The sequence below is a fragment of the Streptomyces sp. NPDC033221 genome (assembly GCF_055577005.1).
Genome location: NZ_JBVIQN010000019.1, coordinates 100,981 through 119,070 on the forward strand (window position 1 = coordinate 100,981; position 18,090 = coordinate 119,070).

Genomic DNA, 18,090 nt, shown 5'->3' on the forward strand with positions numbered 1-18,090 from the left:
CATGCGTGAACGCGCGAAGCCCGGCCGCGCCGTAAGACGGCAGCGGCCGGGCCGCCCCCTACTCCTCCCCCGCCAGCGTCAACGCGCGCAGCTTGCGGGCCGCGTACCAGGTCGTCAGGCCCGTGACGGCCACCAGGAGGATGATCGCCAGCGGCAGCCCCACGTCGGAGGTGATCGCGCCCTCCGCGCCGATCTTCTGGCCCACCGCGAGGGCCCACTGCTGGACGCTCAGCGTCTTCGCGCCCGGGACCAGGTTGCCGAACAGCGTCTCCCACACCAGGGCGTAGACCAGGCCGAAGACGACCGCGTGCCGGCTGATCGTGCCGAAGAAGAGGAACAGCGCGCTGTACGCGACGGAGGCCACGGCCGCGGCGACCGCGTACGCGACCGCTATCTGCTGGCTGTTGCCGTTGAGGACGAAGCCGGCGATCAGCACCGGGATGGCGGAGAAGGCGGCCGTCACACCGATGGCCACGATCAGCTTGGTGAAGATGATCGAAGAGCGGCGCAGCGGCTTGGCCAGCAGATAGACGACCGAGCCGTCGTCGATCTCCGGGCCGATGGCGCCCGTACCGGCGATGACACCGATCAGCGGCACCATCGTGGCGAGCGCGAACGTGCCGAGGATGCCGTTGGCGGTGGAGTCGTCGGCACCGGCCAGCGCCCGTACGGCGACGGCGATGACGATCAGGAGGGCGGGCAGCGCGAAGAGGATCAGCGCGCGGCGCCGCCCGAGGAGGGCCCGGTAGGTGAGCCGGGCGACGGTGGGGTTGAAGAACGACGGGGCCGCCGAGGGACCCGCGGCGGGTGCCGGGGACGGGTCCGGCCGGACCGATGAGGTCGCTGACATCGCTTTCAGGCTCCTTTCAGGCCGCGACGAGGTAGGAGAAGACCGATTCCAGGGACTCGTCGGAGGGCGAGACCGTCAGGAGGCGGATGCCGTGGTCGCGGGCGACCCGCGGCAGCAGGGCGGTGAAGCGCGGGAAGTCGACGGCCTGCACGCGCAGCGCGCCCTCCTGGAGGTCGACCTCGATACCGGCCGTGGAGGGGTCGGCGATCAGGGCCGCGGCCAGGGCGCGGTCGTCGTCGGAGCGGATGAGGTAGCGGTGCGGGCGGTCCGTCATCAGGCGGCGGATCTTGCGGAAGTCGCCGGACGCGGCGTGCCGCCCGGCCACCACCACCTCGATGTGCGAGGCCAGTTGCTCGACCTCTTCGAGGATGTGGGAGGAGAACAGGACCGTACGGCCCTCGTCGCCCATCCGCCGCAGCAGGTCCATCAGCTGCATCCGCTGGCGCGGGTCCATGCCGTTGAACGGCTCGTCCAGCAGCAGTACGGACGGATCGTGGACCAGCGCCGACGCCATTTTCACGCGCTGGCGCATCCCCTTGCTGTACGTGGAGATCTTGCGGTCCTGCGCGTACTCCATCTCGACGGTGGCCAGCGCGCGGCGTGCGGCGTCCCGTCCCAGACCGTGCAGTTCGGCGTTGGCCACGACGAACTCGCGGCCGGTGAGGAAGTCGTACATCGCCTCGCGCTCGGGCACGATGCCGATGTCGCGGTATATCCGTTCGTTGCGCCAGATGGGATGGCCGTCGAGGGTGACGGATCCGCCGGACGGCGCGAGGAACCCGCCCATCATGTTGATCAGGGTGGACTTGCCCGCGCCGTTGGGGCCGAGGAGGCCGGTGACACCGGGGCCGATGGTCATGGTGATGTCGTTGACGGCAACGACGTTGCCGAACCAGCGGGATACGTGGTCGATCTGGATGGTCGTCATGGGCGCGGCCCGTTCCTTCGGGGGCTGGTGGCGGGCGTCGGATGCGCCTTCGGGGGCGCGGGGCGGGCGGTCACAGGCCGGCCTTGCGGTAGCGGCGCATCAGCAGGGCGTACGAGCCCGCGACGGCAAGCAGCGTGACCAGGAGGGCCACCAGCCCGGCGGCGGTGGACGGCTGGACCTCGTCGGGGAACGACGCGGTACCGCCCAGGAACGTCGCCTGCACGCTGTCGATCAGCGTGACGGGCGAGAACAGGGCGAGCCAGCCGACGACCCCTTCCTGGCCCTGTACGGCGGCGATGCCCTGTACGGCGCTCACCGCCGCGTACGGGATCGTCAGCGCGGCGATGACGGCGGCCACGCCGAAGCCGCGGCGCGGGGTCAGCGCCGAGATCACCAGGCCGACGCCGGCGAAGAGCAGGGAGAGCAGCGCCACCGAGGCCAGGCCCTGGGCCATCCCCCTGGTCTGGTCGACGAAGTCCATCTTGGCCAGCAGCGCGCCCACGTACAGGATCAGCAGCGGCGCGGCGGTCAGGATGAACAGGGCGCTCGCCATCGCGGCGAACTTCGCCACCACGTAGTCGACGCGCTCGATGGGGCGCGAGAAGTACAGCGGCACCGTCTTGAAGCGCAGGTCGCGGGAGACGGACTGCGGCGCCTGGGCGGCCAGGTAGAGGCCGATGACGGCCTGGAGGTAGATCGCGTACCGGGTGTACGCCACCGGCAGGTCGTGCATCTTCGTGAAGACCGCGACCGCCACCATGATGCCCGCGGGCAGGCACATGACGGCGAACAGCAGCATCGGCAGGACCTTGGACTTGGCCGAGCGGCCGAGGCCGTAGGCGCCGCGCAGGCTCTGCGAGAACAGGGAGCGGCGGGCGTAGGCGCGGCCGAGGCGGGGGCCGTCGAAGTGGCGGTAGCCGATGTCGTGGATGACGTCCTGCGCCGCTCCGGCGGTGGCGGGGTTCCTGGTCTCAGGCGGCATCGGGGGCGCCTCCGTCCTTGGTGGCTCGGTGGGCGGTCGTCGCGGGGGCGGTGGGCGCGGAGGCGGTGGACGCGGGGGTGGGGCGGGCCGCGGCGGACTGCGGGCCGGGGGCCTCCTGGGCGCCCGCGGCCGCGGCGGCGTCCGGGCCATGCGCGGTGTCCGGGCCCGGTGCGGCGTCCCGGCCCGGCGCCTGCGCCGCGTCGTCGTTCTGGAAGACCTCGGAGATGCGGTGCCGTCGCTGTTCCATCCGGACCAGGCCGAGGCCGAGGTCGGCGACGGTGTCGCGCAGCAGGTCGTACGTCTCCTCGCCGGTGGCCTCCACGTACAGCACATGGGCGGCGGAGGCGCCGCTCTCCGAGCCGGGCGCCGCGGTGGACACCGCGATCCCGGCCCGGGTCAGGGCCGCGCGCAGCGACGCCGTGCCGTCCGGGTGGTCGTCGGTGTCCGTGACCTCGACGGCCAGGGAGGCCGTGAGCTGGGTGAAGTCGTCGGTGGAGGAGGAACGCAGCAGTCTGCCGCCGTCGATGACGACGACGTGGTCGCAGGTGCGCTCCAGCTCGCCGAGGAGGTGCGAGGTGACCAGGACCGATATGCCGAAGTCCGTGTGCACACGGCGGATCAGGCCGAGCATCTCGTCGCGGCCGGCCGGGTCCAGGCCGTTGGTCGGCTCGTCCAGGAAGACCAGCTGCGGGTCGTGGACCAGCGCCTGCGCCAGTTTGACGCGCTGCTTCATACCGGTCGAGTAGCCGCCGATGGGGCGGTAGCGCTCCTCGTAGAGGCCGACGTGCCGCAGCGTGTCGGCGGTGCGCTCACGGGCGGCGGTCGGCGGCAGGCCCGACATGCGCGCCATGTGGACGACGAACTCGGTGGCCGAGACGTCGGGCGGCAGGCAGTCGTGCTCCGGCATGTAGCCGACGCGCTCCCTGATGGCGCCGCCCTCCTTGGCCACGTCGAGGCCGAGGACGGTCGCGGACCCCTCGCTGGCCGGGGCGAGGCCCAGCAGCAGCTTGATCAAGGTGGACTTGCCGGCGCCGTTGGCCCCGACCAGGCCGGTCACGCCGGGGCCGATGTCTACGGTGAGCCGGTCCAGCGCGGTCACCCTCGGGTACCGCTTGCTCAGGCTTTCGGTCACGATCACAGTCACGTCATCGACGGTAGTGGCGCGCACCACACCGGTCGTCAGACCTGGCGGCTGGTTCGGGGTCCGACCACAGGCGTAGAAGCCCGTAGGGGAGCTCCTGCTTTTGGGGACCGCGCGTCGGGGACGGGCGGCGGTACGACGGGGCGGTTTCCGTGTTCGGGACGGTTTCCGTGTGCGGGCCGTTCACCGTCCCGCGGGTTTTCCACAGGCCCGGACCGACCCCTTGACGTCGACGCCAGGCATTGTCACATTCATCAGTGTCAAGTTACGGGCACGTACCGCGATGGGCGGTTCACGGGACGGACGGTTGGCGATGACCTCAGCGACAGGGGCCGCAGCGGCCCGGAGGGGCGGCGGGACGCATGACCTTCCCGCCGAGCTGCAGGGGTTCAGGGAGGTGCAGCGGCTCGCGTACGCCTGCGCCGAGGCCGTCGCCGCGCAGCTCAGGCCGGGGGTGACGGAGCGGGAAGCGGCGCGGATGCAGCGCGAGTGGCTGCGCGAGCGCGGCGTGCGGGACTGGTTCCACCTCCCCTTCGCCTGGTTCGGCGACCGTACGGCGTTCACGGGCTTCCGCATACCGCTGCAGTTCTTCCCCACCAACCGGCGCCTGGAGCCGGGGATGCCGTTCATCCTCGACATGGCACCGGTGTACCAGGGCTGCACAGCCGACATCGGCTATTCCGGCTGCCTCGGCCTCAACCCGGTCCACGACCGGCTGCTGGCCGACCTGGAGGCGCACCGCGAGCTGATCCTGCACGAGGTCCGCGAACGCCGCCCGCTGCGCGAGATATACGAGGACGTCGAGCGGCTCATGGTCCGCCAGGGGTATGTGAACCGGCACCGCGCCTACCCCTTCGGCGTGATCGCCCACAAGGTCGACCGGGTGCGGGAGCGCCGCTGGTCACCCACCCTCTTCGGGTTCGGTACGCAGTCGCTGAAGGGCCTGGCCTCCGACGCGCTGCACGGCCACCGGGACGGCTGGTCGCCGCTGTGGAGCCCGTACAAGTTCTCCGACCACCCACCGCAGCCGGGCCTGTGGGCGGTCGAACCCCACCTCGGCTTCCGGGGCACGGGCGCGAAGTTCGAGGAGATCCTCGTCGTGACGGACTCCGCCGACCCGCAGGAAAGCGCCTTTTGGCTGGACGACGATCTGCCGCACGTGCGGCGCTGGCAGGAGGAGAAGGCCGCATGAGCAAGCCGACGGAAGCCGGACCGGCAGGCGCCCGGGAGCGCTGGGTCCGTACGGGCGGGGTGGAGCTGTGCGTCGCCGAACTGGGCGACGCCTCGCGCCCCACGGTGGTGCTGGTGCACGGCTACCCGGACAGCAAGGAAGTGTGGTCGCAGGTGGCCCGCGGCCTGGCCGACCGCTTCCATGTGGTGCTGTACGACGTCCGGGGCTGCGGCCGGTCGACGGCGCCCAAGCCGCTGCGCGGCGGTTTCACCCTGGAGAAGCTGACCGACGACTTCCTCGCCGTCGCCGACGCGGTGAGCCCGGACCGGCCGGTCCACGTGGTCGGCCACGACTGGGGCTCGGTGCAGGCCTGGGAGTTCGCGACGGTCCGGCACACCGAAGGCCGGATCGCCTCCTTCACCTCGATGTCCGGCCCGTCGCTGGACCACTTCGGCCACTGGATCAAGAAGCGCGCCACCCGGCCCACCCCGCGCCGCGCGGCACAGCTCCTCGGTCAGGGCGCCAAGTCCTGGTACGTCTACATGCTGCACACCCCCGTGCTGCCCGAGCTGGCCTGGCAGGGGCCGCTCGGCAAGCGCTGGCCGAAGATACTCCAGCGGGTGGAGAAGGTACCGGCGGGCGACTACCCGACGGCGTCCCTGCCCACGGACGCGGCGCACGGCGCGTGGCTCTACCGCGACAACGTCCGAGCCCGGCTGCGCCGCCCGCGCGCCGACGCCTACGCCCACTGCCCCGTCCAGCTCATCACGCCCACCGGCGACGCCTTCCTGTCCCAGCGCCTCTACGACGACCTCGACCGCTGGGTGCCACAGCTGGTACGGCGCACCCTCCCGGCCAAGCACTGGGTGCCCCGCACCCGGCCCGACCAACTGGTTGCCTGGATCAGCGAGTTCGTCACGTCGAAGGAGGAAGGCGACCCGGCCAAGGAGATCGTCGCCGCCGGCCCGTACGCCGACCGGTTCGGCGGACAGCTGGTGCTGGTCACCGGCGCCGCCAGCGGCATCGGGCGGGCCACCGCTTTCGCCTTCGCCGAGGCGGGCGCGCGCGTCGTGGCCGTCGACCGGGACGCCGAGGGCGCGGCCCGTACGGCCGACCTGGCACGGCTGGTCGGCGCCCCGCAGGCCTGGGCCGAGACGGTGGACGTCTCGGACGAGGCCGCCATGGAGAAGCTGGCCGACAAGGTCGCCGCCGAGTACGGCACCGTCGACGTGCTGGTCAACAACGCCGGCATCGGCCTGTCCGGCTCCTTCTTCCACACGACCACCGAGGACTGGAAGAAGGTCCTGGACGTCAACCTGTGGGGCGTCATCCACGGCTGCCGGGTCTTCGGGCGGCAGATGGCCGAGCGCGGCCAGGGCGGCCATATCGTCAACACCGCCTCGGCGGCGGCCTTCCAGCCGTCGAAGATCCTGTCCGCCTACGGCACGTCGAAGGCGGCGGTGCTCATGCTCAGCGAGTGCCTGCGCGCCGAACTGGCCGGTCAGGGCATCGGTGTCACAGCCATCTGTCCCGGCATCGTGAACACGAACATCACCGCGACGGCCCGCTTCACGGGCGTCTCGGCGGATGAGGAGAAGCGCCGCCGGACCAAGACGTCCCGTGCGTACGGCCTGCGCAACTACCCGCCGGAGAAGGTCGCCGACGCGATCCTGCGCGCGGTCGCCCGTAACGAAGCGGTCGTCCCCGTCACGCCCGAGGCGCGTGGCGCCCGCCTGATGTCCCGCTTCGCCCCACGCGCGCTGCGCGCGCTGGCCCGCATCGAGCCGCCCATGTGAGTGCGTGCGCCACGGTGCGAGCAGGCCGGGGCGGGCGCACCACCACGCCGCCCCGGCCCCGCCCTCCCCTCACGTCACACGTCAGGAGCACAAGCGTGAGCACGAACCCCACCGGCCCGGAGGAGCACCACACGATCGCACCCCGCCGGGTCTCGTTCGACTGGCACGAGACCCCGCTGCACTGGATACCGGACGAACCCACCGCCACCCACGTCATCAACGTGCTGCACCTGCTGCTGCCCGCGGGCGAGCGCTGGTTCGTCAAGGTCTTCAAAGAAGCCCTCCCGCTGGTACGCGACCCCGCGCTGCTCAAGGACGTCAAGGGCTTCATGGGCCAGGAGGCCACCCACAGCGTCCAGCACGCCTACGTCCTGGAACACCTCGCCCACCAGGGCCTGGACACCGCGCCCTACACCAAGCACGTCGACTTCCTCTTCGAAAATCTCCTCGGCGAACGCCCCCCGTTCGCCGCACCGATACCCACCCGGGAATGGCTGCGCTTCCGGCTCTCCCTGATAGCCGCCATAGAGCAGTTCACGGCCGTCCTCGGCAACTGGGTACTGCACGCCGAGGGCCTGGACCGGGCCGCCCCCGACCCGGTCATGCTCGACCTGCTGCGCTGGCACGGCGCGGAGGAGGTCGAGCACCGCGCCGTGGCCTTCGACATGTACGAGCACACCGCCGGCGCGGGCCCGTCCCGCTACGCCCGCCGCGTACTGGGCATGGCCGTCACCGCGCCCGTCCTCCTCTACCTGTGGGCCTGGGGCGCCTCCTACCTCATACGCCACGACCCGCAGCTGGCCGGCCGCCTGCGCTACTCCCTGCGCGAGCACAACCGGGCCGTACGCGCCCAGCTCCTGCCGACCTGGCGCGAGCTGGGCGCCGCCGTACCGCGCTACCTGAAGCGGTCGTACCATCCCTCGCAGGAAGGGTCGCTGCGCAAGGCCGTCGCCTATCTGGCGTCCTCCCCGGCCGCCCGCGCCGCGGCGGGCGCGGTGGGACGCGCGGCCATCTCGTAAGGAGCACCGCATTGACCGACCAGCCGCCGGCCGAGTACCGCATCGAGGACCTGGCCCACATCAGCGGCACCTCGGTCCGCACCATCCGCGCCTACCAGGACCGCGGCCTCCTCCCCAAGCCGGAGCGCCGCGGCCGGGCCAACGTCTACGGCGACGCCCACCTGGAACGGCTGCGCCGCACCGCCGACCTCCTCGACCGCGGCTACACCCTCGCCAGCATCAAGGAACTCCTGGAGGCCTGGGACACCGGACGCGGCCTCGGTGGCGTCCTGGGCCTGGTCGCCGAGATAGACGGCCCCTGGAGCGACGAGGAGGCGGCCCGCATCAGCCGCGAGGAACTGGACGCCGCGTTCGGCGGCAGGCCGGACGAAGCGGCACTGGCGGACGCCGTCGAGCTGGGGGTTCTGGAACGCCTCTCCGGCGACGACGGCTTCCGCGTGCCCAGCCCCCAGGAACTGGCCGTCGCCGCCGAGCTGCACTCCGCGGGCGTCCCCCTCACCGCGATCTCCGGCCACCTGCGCGAACTCCGCGGCCAGGTGGAACACATCGCGGCCCGCTTCCTCGACTTCACCACCGAGTACGTCTTCCACCCGTACCTGGACCACCAGCCCACCGAAGCCGAAGCCACCGAGGCCGCCGGCCTCGTACGCCGCCTCCGCCCCCTCGCCCAGCAAACAGTCGACGCCGAACTCGCCCGCGCGATGCGCACCTTGGCTACCCGGTACATCCACCATCGCTTGGGTGAGATCACGGACTTGGGCGGCCCGGAGACACCAGGGGTTGCTGTTCCTCCTGCTGCTTCGGGCGATGGGCCGGGCAGCAGCTTGACTGTCGGCGCCCCGGGGGCCGGCGAGCCGGGCATTGAGGACCCGGTCGTCGGTCCCTCGATCACCGAGGCACCGGCCGTCGACGGCCCGGGCCCCTCCGACTTCCCGGTCGGCGCCATTGGCGGGGACACCGCGCGGGCGCCTGAGGAAGGGGCGGAACCAGGCAGCGGCAGCGGCAACGGCACCGACGCTGGTGGCAGCGGCAGCGGCAGCGGCAGCGGCAGCGGCAGCGGCAGCGGCAGCGGCAGCGGCAGCGGCAGCGGCAGCGAGCCGATCATGGTTGCTCTTCCCGCCGAGACCATCCGCGCCGTACGCGAACTGGTCGGCCGTGAGAACACGGCGGCCTTCATCACCGCCGCCACCCAACGCGAGATCCACGCCCGGACCATGGACGAGCTGACCGCCCGCCGCACCCCACCCCACGCCCCACGCCACTGACCGCCGGGCTTCCGCCCGACCCCGCTCAGTCGGGTCAGTCGGGACAGTCGGGACAGTCGGGTCAGTCGGGTCAGTCGGGTCAGTCGGGTCAGTCGGGTCAGTCGGGTCAGTCGGGTCAGTCGGGTCAGTCGGGTCAGTCGGGTCAGTCGAGGATCATGTCACCAAAGACGACCTTGCTGTTCCAGTTGTTCCCTCCCCAGTTGTACGAGGCGGTGGACGGGGCGTAGGTGTGCTTTCCGACGGTGACGGTGCCACCGTCACGGCCGTGACGGCCGCCGGCGGGACCGCCATCACGACCGCCGTCCCGTCCAAGGTGACCCAGGTTGCCCACGCCACCGGGCCGGCCGATCCAGCCGTCATGGCTGTCGGCGATGGCCGTTCCGGTGGTGAGCAGGGCGGCCGCTGCGGTCAGGGTCAGTGCGCCGAGGGTGGTGGCGGTACGTCTGCGCATCGGGCTCCTTTCCTCGTCTGGAGCCGGCCCCGGGAGTTCGTCACCCGGGGTGGACACCCTCATCCGATACCGCCCCACCCCCGACCGCCATTCGGCCGCACCCACTCGGGGCGAGGGCGGGACCGGAGGCGGTGGCCGCTCGCCCGCTACCGGGCCGGGTCCGGGATCCAGTTCCCGTGGAAGCCGTAGGGCACCCGCTGGGGCAGCTGAACCGTGGCCACCGGCTCCTGGGATATGTCCTCCGCGTCGAGGATGACGAGATCGCTGGAGCCCCTGGCGGCGTCGTAGACGTATGTGATCAACCACCCGGGCCCGCCCGGCCGGTCGTCCGCCGGAGCGAAGGCCGCTTCGGCGGGCGTGCGGCCGGGGCCGAAGTCGTGCCGGACGCTGGCGCCGGAGTGCAGGTCGTAACGGATCAGTGCACCCGGTGTCGGCCCGGCCCCGGGGCCGCCGGAGCGTGTGATGTGCCCGTACCTGGCGTCCAGGCCGGCCAGCCGGTCGTCGATACGCGGGAACTCGCCCGACTGGTCGTCCATCTGCTCCTCGACGACCTTGCCCGAGGCGAGGTCGATGGTCCACCGCCACAGGGTGGGCAGCGACTTCAGCTCGAACGCCGGATAGCGGCAGACGTAGAGGACGATCCGGCCCTGGTCGTCGTCGTACGCGTTCAGCGAGTGGAAGACGTAACAGGGGTCGATGGGGAACCAGCGGACATCGCCGTGCGGATCGTCACGGCGCAGCACGCCCAGCCGGGCGCCGTACTCCGCGTCCCACACATACGGCATACCGGGTGCGTGGTGGTCGTAGACGAGTGGGAGGTCCATGAAGACGACGTGCCCGGCCGTCAGATGGAAGTCGTGCATCATCGTGGGCGCCGTCACCTCGATGGGCCGGCTCACCACCAGGGCCCCGGCGGCGTCGGCACGGTGGTATGTCAGATACGGCGGCTCCGGGGCTCCGTAGCCGAAGAAGTGCAGCTCACCCGTGGCCGGGCAGGTCTTTGGATGAGCAGTCATGGCAGTGGTCAGGCAGCCGTCGAAGTCGTACGGCCCGACGGTCTCCAACTCGTGCCCCGGGCGGCAGTCGAGCTCATACGGGAAGGACGACTCGACCAGCGCGAGGGTGCGGCCCGCGTGCCGGACGACGTGGGTGTTGGCGACACCCGCGGTCAGGTTCGGGCGCCCCCGCGCATCACGTACCGATATGCCGTCGGTCAAGGTCGACGTACGGACCCAACGATTGCGGTACGCGACGGCCTTGCCGCCCTCCAGGCGGACGCCGTGGACCATGCCGTCACCGAAGAACCAGTGTGCCGAAGCGGCGTCCCGCGGGTTGGGGCCGTTGCGCAGATACCAGCCCGACAGCTCGGGCGGCACCGCACCGGTGACGGGCAGTGCGTGCGCGGTGAGTTCGTCCATCACCGGGGCGAAGTTGCCCGCCAGGTGCGGGGCCGGTCCGGAAGCGGAGCCGGATGCCGCGGCGGTGGAGCCGAAAGCGTTTGTCGTTGTCATGCGGGACGAGCCTCCTGAAGGTAGGGGTGTCCGCCGGCCTGCTCCAGGAAGCGCGCTCGCGCACGCTCCGGGTAGCTCGCGGTGAAGCGCAACGGGATGACGAAGGCGCTGACGTGGATGGAGATCATGGCGGTCAGCCCGAGTCCGTAGGCCGTGACCAGGGTCTGCCCTGCCGCGGCGAAGGTGAAGGACGCCGCCCAGGCCGCGGTGAGCACGTAGTTGATCCGCAGGAACAACGGGGTCCGCCAGACCTCGGGCGGCGCCTTGCGGCGGGCTATCGCGAGAGTGAAGGGCCGACGGGCCGCCATCGAACCCCAGGTGACCAGGGCCAGCCAGCCCGAGGACAGCGCTCCGTCGTAGGCCCGAAGGCCGCTGTCCGGGCGGAAGAAGGCCAGGACCGTGATACCGGCGAAGAACACCAGGCTGCCGTACTCAAGGACCCGGAGCGACGGCGACAGACCGTCGGCACGGTCCACGTAGAGCACCACGCAGCCGATGGCCAGGGCCAGCAGCGCGGCCCCTTGCCACGACGCCCATGCCACGGCTCCGTAGGCGATCCACGGGAAAAACCCCCGCAAGAAGGTCATGACTCTCGACTCCCCCGGCCATTCAACGACATTCCAACTTCGACATGTCAAAGCTAGAACGTCTGCCGTTGACGTGTCAAGACTGGAAGGTAAAGTGATGGCCATGAGCCTCCGCCACGCCGTCCTGGGCCTGCTGGCCGATTCACCCGCCAGCGGCTACGACTTGATGAAGACGTTCGACGCGTCGCTCGCGCACGTCTGGCCGGCCACCCAGAGCCAGGTCTACGGGGAGCTGAACAAACTCACCTCGGCCGACCTCATCGAGGTGGCCTCGCACGGCCCCCGCGGCCGCAAGGAGTACGCCATCACCAAGGCGGGTCGGGCCGAACTGCACCACTGGCTCACCGAGGTGGAGCCCGTCGGCCCGCAGCGCCACGACGGCCTGCTGCGCGTCTTCTTCCTCGGCGTCCTGTCGCCGCTGGAAGCCCGTACGTACCTCCTGCAACAGGCTCAACGGGCCGCCCGCGCGCACGCCGCTTACCGGAGCCTGGCGGACGCCGGCCCCTGGGACGAGGAAATGATCGCGGTGTACGGGCGGATCGCCCTCGAATACGGCCTGCGGCAGACCGCCATGGTGGAGGAATGGGCCAACTGGGCTGCCAAGGAGATCACTTCGGACCAGGCCCGCCGCGCCCAGGAACCGGTCATAGGGGAGACACAGGCACAAGAGCAGGCACAAGCGCAGGGGCAGAAGCAGGGGCAGGCGACGGCGCAGGCACAGGAGGAAGGGGAGAAGCAGGAGCAGAAGGAGGGGGAGCGGAAGGGGTAGAGCGGTACAGGGGGTAGCGAGGGGCGAAACAGAGCAGGGGCTCGGGCAGGGCGCAGAGGCCAGGATTGGGCTTGGCGCGCTCCGTTCCGGCTCGCGGTCGCTGCAGTCACAACCCGGGCGCGCCCCAGACCGGGAACCAGCGGCTCAGGTCCGACTCGATCTCCAGGTCGTCGGCGAGCATCGCCCGGACTTCGAGTTCGAGCGCGTTATCACGCTTCTCGGCCGGGCCGTCCGTACCTGTTTGCGGGGCAAAGGGATAGAACGTACCGCGCTTGTAGAGGTACACCAGCGCGAGCGACCTCCCTCGGTCGTCCCGGAAGCCCATCAGCGAACACAGCAGCTGCGGTCCGAATCCGGCGCTCTCCAGGGAACTGTTGACCGCGTGCAGATCGTTCACCAAGCCCGCACTGTCTTCGGGGTCGTGGCGCGCGAGCATCCACGAGTAGCCGTACTCGTCCCGGCTGAACTCGGCCGGGCTGCCGAGGAGGTCGCGTACCTCCTCCTGTATGCCGAGGAACGCGCCGCCCTCGACACTCGCGAAGCACACCGAGCCGCGCCCTGTGGGCCGGAACCCGGCCGCCGCCTGGAGGGTGACAGCCGCGGAGGGCAGCGCGAACAGCCGGTCCAGGTCGGGGCGTACCGGCTTGCTGCGTCCCAGGATGGCGTCCAGGAATCCCATACGGTGTCTCTCCTTGATCCGTCGTCCTGCTGATGTCCCGGCACGAACCCGTGGGAACGCCGGGAACGCGTGTCGCTACGGCCGCCCCAGCTGCGCCGAGATCCGTCCCAGCTGCTCCAGTCGCTGCTCCAGCGTCGGGTGCGAGGACAGCAGCCGCCCGAAGCTCTCCTTCGAGAACGCCGGCACGAAGAAGAACGCGTTGAACGGTTCGGCCTTGCGCAGGTCGCGCGTCGGGATCTGCGCCATCTGCCCCGTGACCTTGGTGAGCGCGGCGCCCAGCGCCGACGGCCGGCCGGTCAGAATCGCCGCGGCCCGGTCGGCCGACAGTTCCCGGTAGCGCGACAGCAGCCGGGTGAGCAGGAAGCTGACGGCATAGACCACCGCGCTGACCAGCGTGACGACCAGGACGGCGATCGCCGCGTTGTTGTCCCGGTTGTTGCGGCCGACGCCGCTCCACAGCGCCGCGCGCGTGATGATCCCGGCCAGTACGCCCAGGAACGAGGCGATCGTCATGACCGCGACATCGCGGTGCGCGACATGCGACAGCTCGTGCGCCAGTACGCCTTCCAGCTCCTCCGGCTCCAGCCGCCGCAGCAGGCCGGTCGTCGCGCACACCATCGCGTTCTTCTGGTTGCGCCCGGTGGCGAAGGCGTTCGGTACGTCGGATTCGGCGACGGCGACGCGTGGTTTGGGCATGTCGGCGAGCGCGCACAGCCGGTCGACGGCGCCGTGCAGTTCGGGCGCCTGTTCCGGGGTGACCTCACGTGCGCCCATGCTGAAGGCGGCGATCCGGTCACTGAACCAGAACTGCGCGACGAACATGGCGCCCGAGATGAGCAGCACCACGATCCACGCGCCCTTGAGGAGCACCACCAGCGCGCCCACCACGACCACGTACAGCAGGCCGATGAAGAACATCGTCGTGACCATGCGTGACGTCAGGCCGCGGTCGGGGGCGAATCGGGTTCGTGCCATGCCTCTCAGTCCTCCACACCACAGAGTCCGCAGAGCTCAGCCGAGGAACCGCGTAGGCGCCTCTGACCCGATTCTCCCTCTTGTCCGCTCTTTGCGGCGTAAAGCGCAGGCCATGGATACGCCCGTACGCGGCTGAGGGCAGGCTGCATCGACCCAGCGGCGGTCCCCGGGCCGGTCCCAGGTCCGGCCCCGCCACCCGGCCGCCCGTAGCCCTACCTACCGCCCGAGCTGCGCGAGCCCCTCGGTCGCGATCCGCTCGAACACCGCGAGGTCGGCTTCGAAGATCGAGTCGGCGATCGGCCAGTGCAGCACGATCTCGTCGATGCCCGCTTCGGCGTGTGCACCAGCGAAGTCCACGAAGGCGTCCACGGATGCGAGCGGGCGGTCCGGCGAGAACCCGGTGAGCATGGTCTTCGCCAGCTCCCCGGCGTCCCGCCCGGCTTCGGCGCACGCCTTCCCGAGGCGTTCGACCTGGCCACGTACCGCTTCCAGCGACTCGGCCGCGGTGCCGGTCGCGGAGATCCTCGGGTCGCCGGTGGTCACCCACGCCTGCCCGTGCCCGGCCGCCAGCCGCATCCCGCGCGGCCCGGTCGCCGCGATCGCGAACGGCAACCGGGGCCGCTGCACACAGCCGGGGATGTTGCGCACCTCGTGGGCGCGGTAGTGCTTGCCTTCGTACGAGACCACGTCATGCGTCAGCAGTTGGTCCAGCAGCGGGACGAACTCTCCGAAGTGGTCGGCCCGTTCCCTGGGCGTCCACGGCCCCTGGCCGAGCGCGGTGGCGTCGAAGCCGGAGCCGCCGGCGCCGATGCCCAGGGTGATCCGCCCGCCGCTGATGTCGTCCAGGGAGATCAGTTCCTTGGCGAGGGTCACCGGGTGCCGGAAGTTCGGGGAGGTGACGAGCGTGCCCAGACGCAGCCGGGACGTCACGGCGGCGGCCGCCGTCAGCGTCGGCACCGCTCCGAACCACGGCCCGTCGCGGAAGCTCCGCCAGGAGAGGTGGTCGTAGGTGTACGCGGTGTGGAAGCCCAGTTCCTCGGCGCGCTGCCACACCTCCCGGCCACCCTCGGACCAGCGGCGGACGGGAAGGATCACGGTGCTCAGTCGCATGGGTACGAGCCTACGGCGGCACGACTGCGGCTCTGCGAGCCCCAGGGGGCTAGGGGGCTAGAGGGCTGGGGCCCAGGGGGCAGCTACGCGCGGGGGACGCACACCGTATGCGCGGTGCGCGCACGTCGTACGCGCGCGCAGGTTTGCCCCCGTACGGCCTGCCTGCGCTCCCGTACGCCCACGAATCCGCATCCGTGCAGGTCCCGCTCAGCTCTTGGACGGGTCCGTCCGGCATCTGCTTCTGTACGGTCCGGCGCTCGTTCTCCTACCGCGCGGCACTCCCTGCCGTACGGCCGCCGTGCGCCCTCATGCGTACGTCCCCATGCTCCTGGACACGGGCCGCGGTTCCGCCAAGCTCATGCGCGCGACCCGCCGCACGCCTGTGCGCGCATATGCGCGAAGATGGACTGCGTGACTGATGCCTCCGCAGGGCCGCCCCTGGCGCCCGGGTCCGACGGAAAAACGATCCGGCTGATCGCCACCGACCTCGACGGCACGTTGCTGCGCGACGACAAAACGGTCTCCAGCCGTACGATCGCCGCGCTGGCCGCCGCCGAGCGGGCAGGCATCGAGGTCTTCTTCGTGACCGGCCGCCCGGCCCGCTGGATGGACGTGGTCAGTGACCATGTGCACGGACACGGGCTGGCGATCTGCGCGAACGGCGCGGCCGTCGTCGATCTCCACCACGGCCGCCGCATCGTCGAGATCAGTCCGCTGGAACGGCCGGAGGCGCTCTCCGTCGTGCACGAGCTGCGCGCCGCCGCTCCCGGCACGACGTTCGCGATCGAGCGGACCGGTGGCTTCGACTACGAGCCGGAGTACCCGCCCTTCCATCTCGACCCGGCCGCCGTCATCGCGCCCGCGGAAAAGCTCCTCGCCGAACCGGGCCCGGAGGACCGCCGCTCCCCGTTCGCCCCGGAGGGCCGTCGCTCCCCGCTGGCTCCGGACGGCACACGGCCCGCACAGTCCCGGCCGACTTCCCAGGCAAGACCGACTTCCCAGCCAGGGCCGACTTCGCAGTCCCGGCAGGGAGCCGGTTTCTCTGAGGAGGTCGGCTCCGACCAGCCTGTACTCAAGCTCCTCGCGCACCATCCCGACATGGACCCGGACGCCTTCCTGGACCTGGCCCGCGCGCGGGCGGGCAGGTACGCCTCCTTCACCCGGTCCAGCCCCACCGCACTCCTGGAGATCAGCGGGCTGGGCGTCAGCAAGGCCGGCACTCTGGCGCGCTGCTGTGCCGAGCGCGGCATCGGCCCCGACCAGGTCGTCGCCTTCGGAGACATGCCCAACGACATCGAGATGCTGGCCTGGGCCGGGACCTCGTACGCCATGGCGAACGCCCACCCCGCCGTGCTGGCCGCGACGGAACTGCACACGGCGGGCAACAACGAGGACGGCGTCGCGGCCGTCATCGAACGCATCCTTGAGCAACGCTGACCGCTGACCACTCACATCTCCCCACTCACATCTCGCCTCTGACCACTGACCACTCACCGCTGGCCGCTGCCGTCCCCGACAGCAGCGGCGAGCGGCGAGCGGCCAGCGATCAGGCGATCAACGCCCAGCCGTCATCGCTCATCGCAGCCGCACCCCCCGATTCGCCAGCCACGGCACCGGGTCGACCCCCGACCCCAAGTGCGGCGTCCGGCGCACCTCGAAATGCAGATGCGGCCCGGTGGAGTTGCCGGTCGTGCCCGACAGGGCGATCTGCTGCCCTGGCCGCACGCGCTGTCCGGGGCGGGCCAACGCCGCCGACAGGTGTGCGTACTGCGAGTACGCACCCGCACCGTGCTGGACAACCAGGCTGATCCCGAAGCCGTCGCCGCAGGTCAGGCTGGCGACGCGCCCCCACCCCACGGACCGTACGGGGGTGCCGACCGGCACCGCGAAGTCCTGGCCCGTGTGGCCGTGTGCCCAGCGGCGGCCCGAGCCGCCGAAGCCCGCGGACAGTACGTAGTGCTCCACCGGCCCGGTCCATCTGCCACCCGGTGCCGTCGCCGGCGGCACCGGTGACACCTGCGACACCTTGGAGGAACGTTTCTCCGCTGCGGTCACGATGCCGGGCAGCCCACCGCACCGCCCGCTCCGGGCCGCTTGCCGCGACAGCGTCTGCAGCTGCACACGGACCAGGCCCAGGCGTCGGCTGATGCGCCGGCGCTCGGTGCCGAGACGGGTCCGATGAGCTCCGAGCGCGGCGGAACGGGCCAGCACGGCCGCGCTGTCCGCCTCCAGGGACCGGCTCGAACGCAGCGCGTCGCGCGTACGCGCCGCCAGCAGGCGTTGGCGGCGGTCGGCCTCCCGGTAGGCGCGCGCCATCGCCTCCGGACCGTCAGGGGACTGGGCGCGCAGGGCGAACGGCAGGCGGTTGCCGGTGCGGTACTGAGCACTGGCGATACGTCCCGCCAGCCGGCGCAGTTCGCCGGTCCTGCGGCGTTCCCGGAGCAGCGCCACGTGCAGCCGCGAGGCCCGGGCCCGGCCGTGCCGTACCTCGCGTGAGATCTTCGCGTACGACCGGCCGGCCGTGTTCGCGGCCCGGCCCAGCCGGAGCACTTCCAGGCTCGCGTCGGCCAGCTGGTCGGCGCCGCTTCGGCTCGTTCGAGCAGGGCGGTGTGACGCGGTGGTCGGCAGTAAGTGGGCGGCGGCGCTCGGTTCCGCGTGGGCGGAGACGGCGGACGGGGCCCGGGCGTGAGCCGTCCCGTCGGCGGTCGGCGCCGTTCCGGCCGCCGCGGTCAGCGCCGCCATCAGCGTCAATGTCAGCCGCATCGCGGGCGGCGGGGCTCCACGCCGCCCGGGAGCAGGGCGAGTGCACCGCCCGCTGGTACGGGCAGGGCACCGGCGCCCCCGGACTGCCTTACG

The 18,090-nt window shown here is 71.4% G+C and carries 17 protein-coding genes; 6 read left to right on the plus strand and 11 right to left on the minus strand.

The features are described 5' to 3' along the window. Positions 1-58: 58 nt before the first annotated feature. The 4 genes from ACZ53K_RS24280 to ACZ53K_RS24295 all read right to left on the minus strand — a co-directional run bounded on the left by ACZ53K_RS24280 (position 59) and on the right by ACZ53K_RS24295 (position 3,931). Positions 59-850: an ABC transporter permease subunit gene (locus ACZ53K_RS24280; protein ID WP_468840273.1), complete on the minus strand. Its 792-nt coding sequence runs from the start codon at positions 848-850 to the stop codon at positions 59-61. Positions 851-866: 16 nt separating this feature from the next. Beyond that, positions 867-1,778 carry an ABC transporter ATP-binding protein gene (locus ACZ53K_RS24285; RefSeq protein ID WP_468840276.1) on the minus strand — a complete coding sequence of 304 codons (912 nt, stop codon included), beginning with the start codon at positions 1,776-1,778 and terminating at the stop codon, positions 867-869. Between the two features lie 70 nt (positions 1,779-1,848). Further along, entirely contained in the window at positions 1,849-2,760 is a 912-nt protein-coding gene (locus tag ACZ53K_RS24290) for an ABC transporter permease (protein ID WP_468840278.1), read from the minus strand. Further along, complete coding sequence (locus tag ACZ53K_RS24295) at positions 2,750-3,931, minus strand: ABC transporter ATP-binding protein (RefSeq protein WP_468840281.1); 1,182 nt, start codon at positions 3,929-3,931, stop codon at positions 2,750-2,752. Before ACZ53K_RS24295 ends, ACZ53K_RS24290 begins: the two co-directional genes overlap by 11 nt. A gap of 283 nt (positions 3,932-4,214) precedes the next feature. On the opposite strand from ACZ53K_RS24295, the gene ACZ53K_RS24300 reads away from it, so the two are divergent. The 4 genes from ACZ53K_RS24300 (at position 4,215) to ACZ53K_RS24315 (ending at position 9,152) form a co-directional block, all read left to right on the plus strand. Continuing rightward, complete coding sequence (locus ACZ53K_RS24300; RefSeq protein ID WP_468840284.1) at positions 4,215-5,093, plus strand: M24 family metallopeptidase; 879 nt, start codon at positions 4,215-4,217, stop codon at positions 5,091-5,093. Further along, a complete protein-coding gene (locus ACZ53K_RS24305) occupies positions 5,090-6,868 on the plus strand; it encodes an SDR family oxidoreductase (protein WP_468840287.1) in 1,779 nt (592 codons plus the stop codon). The genes ACZ53K_RS24300 and ACZ53K_RS24305 overlap by 4 nt, the downstream gene beginning before the upstream one ends. A gap of 95 nt (positions 6,869-6,963) precedes the next feature. Then, the gene (locus ACZ53K_RS24310; protein ID WP_468840290.1) at positions 6,964-7,887 is read left to right on the plus strand and encodes a metal-dependent hydrolase; all 924 of its coding nucleotides are present in this window, start codon (positions 6,964-6,966) and stop codon (positions 7,885-7,887) included. Positions 7,888-7,898: 11 nt separating this feature from the next. Continuing rightward, on the plus strand, positions 7,899-9,152 hold the full coding sequence (locus ACZ53K_RS24315; protein WP_468840292.1) for a MerR family transcriptional regulator: 1,254 nt from the start codon (positions 7,899-7,901) through the stop codon (positions 9,150-9,152). A gap of 142 nt (positions 9,153-9,294) precedes the next feature. Here ACZ53K_RS24315 and ACZ53K_RS24320 read toward each other — a convergent pair whose 3' ends face one another. The 3 genes from ACZ53K_RS24320 to ACZ53K_RS24330 form a co-directional block, all read right to left on the minus strand. Further along, a complete protein-coding gene (locus ACZ53K_RS24320) occupies positions 9,295-9,603 on the minus strand; it encodes a hypothetical protein (RefSeq protein WP_468840295.1) in 309 nt (102 codons plus the stop codon). A 146-nt stretch (positions 9,604-9,749) separates the two neighbouring features. Next, a complete protein-coding gene (locus ACZ53K_RS24325) occupies positions 9,750-11,114 on the minus strand; it encodes a carotenoid oxygenase family protein (RefSeq protein WP_468840298.1) in 1,365 nt (454 codons plus the stop codon). Further along, on the minus strand, positions 11,111-11,701 hold the full coding sequence (locus ACZ53K_RS24330) for a hypothetical protein (protein WP_468840301.1): 591 nt from the start codon (positions 11,699-11,701) through the stop codon (positions 11,111-11,113). The genes ACZ53K_RS24325 and ACZ53K_RS24330 overlap by 4 nt, the downstream gene beginning before the upstream one ends. A 103-nt stretch (positions 11,702-11,804) precedes the next feature. Between ACZ53K_RS24330 and ACZ53K_RS24335 the strand changes: the two genes are divergently transcribed. Further along, positions 11,805-12,470 carry a PadR family transcriptional regulator gene (locus ACZ53K_RS24335; RefSeq protein WP_468840304.1) on the plus strand — a complete coding sequence of 222 codons (666 nt, stop codon included), beginning with the start codon at positions 11,805-11,807 and terminating at the stop codon, positions 12,468-12,470. A gap of 106 nt (positions 12,471-12,576) precedes the next feature. Here ACZ53K_RS24335 and pspAB read toward each other — a convergent pair whose 3' ends face one another. The 3 genes from pspAB to ACZ53K_RS24350 form a co-directional block, all read right to left on the minus strand. Beyond that, on the minus strand, positions 12,577-13,149 hold the full coding sequence (gene pspAB / locus ACZ53K_RS24340; protein WP_468840306.1) for a PspA-associated protein PspAB: 573 nt from the start codon (positions 13,147-13,149) through the stop codon (positions 12,577-12,579). A 75-nt stretch (positions 13,150-13,224) separates the two neighbouring features. Beyond that, positions 13,225-14,124 carry a zinc metalloprotease HtpX gene (htpX, locus tag ACZ53K_RS24345; protein ID WP_468840309.1) on the minus strand — a complete coding sequence of 300 codons (900 nt, stop codon included), beginning with the start codon at positions 14,122-14,124 and terminating at the stop codon, positions 13,225-13,227. A gap of 216 nt (positions 14,125-14,340) precedes the next feature. Next, the gene (locus ACZ53K_RS24350) at positions 14,341-15,234 is read right to left on the minus strand and encodes an LLM class flavin-dependent oxidoreductase (RefSeq protein ID WP_468840312.1); all 894 of its coding nucleotides are present in this window, start codon (positions 15,232-15,234) and stop codon (positions 14,341-14,343) included. Positions 15,235-15,645: 411 nt separating this feature from the next. Between ACZ53K_RS24350 and ACZ53K_RS24355 the strand changes: the two genes are divergently transcribed. Further along, positions 15,646-16,671 carry an HAD hydrolase family protein gene (locus ACZ53K_RS24355; protein WP_468840314.1) on the plus strand — a complete coding sequence of 342 codons (1,026 nt, stop codon included), beginning with the start codon at positions 15,646-15,648 and terminating at the stop codon, positions 16,669-16,671. Between the two features lie 138 nt (positions 16,672-16,809). Here ACZ53K_RS24355 and ACZ53K_RS24360 read toward each other — a convergent pair whose 3' ends face one another. After that, positions 16,810-17,997: a murein hydrolase activator EnvC family protein gene (locus tag ACZ53K_RS24360; protein ID WP_468840317.1), complete on the minus strand. Its 1,188-nt coding sequence runs from the start codon at positions 17,995-17,997 to the stop codon at positions 16,810-16,812. Positions 17,998-18,090 lie beyond the last annotated feature (93 nt).

What these genes read in the sequence shown, in the direction of transcription:
- ACZ53K_RS24280 (WP_468840273.1), bottom strand. Translation starts at nt 850, where the DNA reads ATGTCAGCGACCTCATCGGTCCGGCCGGACCCGTCCCCGGCACCCGCC.
- ACZ53K_RS24285 (WP_468840276.1), bottom strand. Translation starts at nt 1,778, where the DNA reads ATGACGACCATCCAGATCGACCACGTATCCCGCTGGTTCGGCAACGTC.
- ACZ53K_RS24290 (WP_468840278.1), bottom strand. Translation starts at nt 2,760, where the DNA reads ATGCCGCCTGAGACCAGGAACCCCGCCACCGCCGGAGCGGCGCAGGAC.
- ACZ53K_RS24300 (WP_468840284.1), top strand. Translation starts at nt 4,215, where the DNA reads ATGACCTCAGCGACAGGGGCCGCAGCGGCCCGGAGGGGCGGCGGGACG.
- ACZ53K_RS24305 (WP_468840287.1), top strand. Translation starts at nt 5,090, where the DNA reads ATGAGCAAGCCGACGGAAGCCGGACCGGCAGGCGCCCGGGAGCGCTGG.
- ACZ53K_RS24320 (WP_468840295.1), bottom strand. Translation starts at nt 9,603, where the DNA reads ATGCGCAGACGTACCGCCACCACCCTCGGCGCACTGACCCTGACCGCA.
- ACZ53K_RS24325 (WP_468840298.1), bottom strand. Translation starts at nt 11,114, where the DNA reads ATGACAACGACAAACGCTTTCGGCTCCACCGCCGCGGCATCCGGCTCC.
- ACZ53K_RS24330 (WP_468840301.1), bottom strand. Translation starts at nt 11,701, where the DNA reads ATGACCTTCTTGCGGGGGTTTTTCCCGTGGATCGCCTACGGAGCCGTG.
- ACZ53K_RS24335 (WP_468840304.1), top strand. Translation starts at nt 11,805, where the DNA reads ATGAGCCTCCGCCACGCCGTCCTGGGCCTGCTGGCCGATTCACCCGCC.
- pspAB (WP_468840306.1), bottom strand. Translation starts at nt 13,149, where the DNA reads ATGGGATTCCTGGACGCCATCCTGGGACGCAGCAAGCCGGTACGCCCC.
- htpX (WP_468840309.1), bottom strand. Translation starts at nt 14,124, where the DNA reads ATGGCACGAACCCGATTCGCCCCCGACCGCGGCCTGACGTCACGCATG.
- ACZ53K_RS24350 (WP_468840312.1), bottom strand. Translation starts at nt 15,234, where the DNA reads ATGCGACTGAGCACCGTGATCCTTCCCGTCCGCCGCTGGTCCGAGGGT.
- ACZ53K_RS24360 (WP_468840317.1), bottom strand. Translation starts at nt 17,997, where the DNA reads ATGCGGCTGACATTGACGCTGATGGCGGCGCTGACCGCGGCGGCCGGA.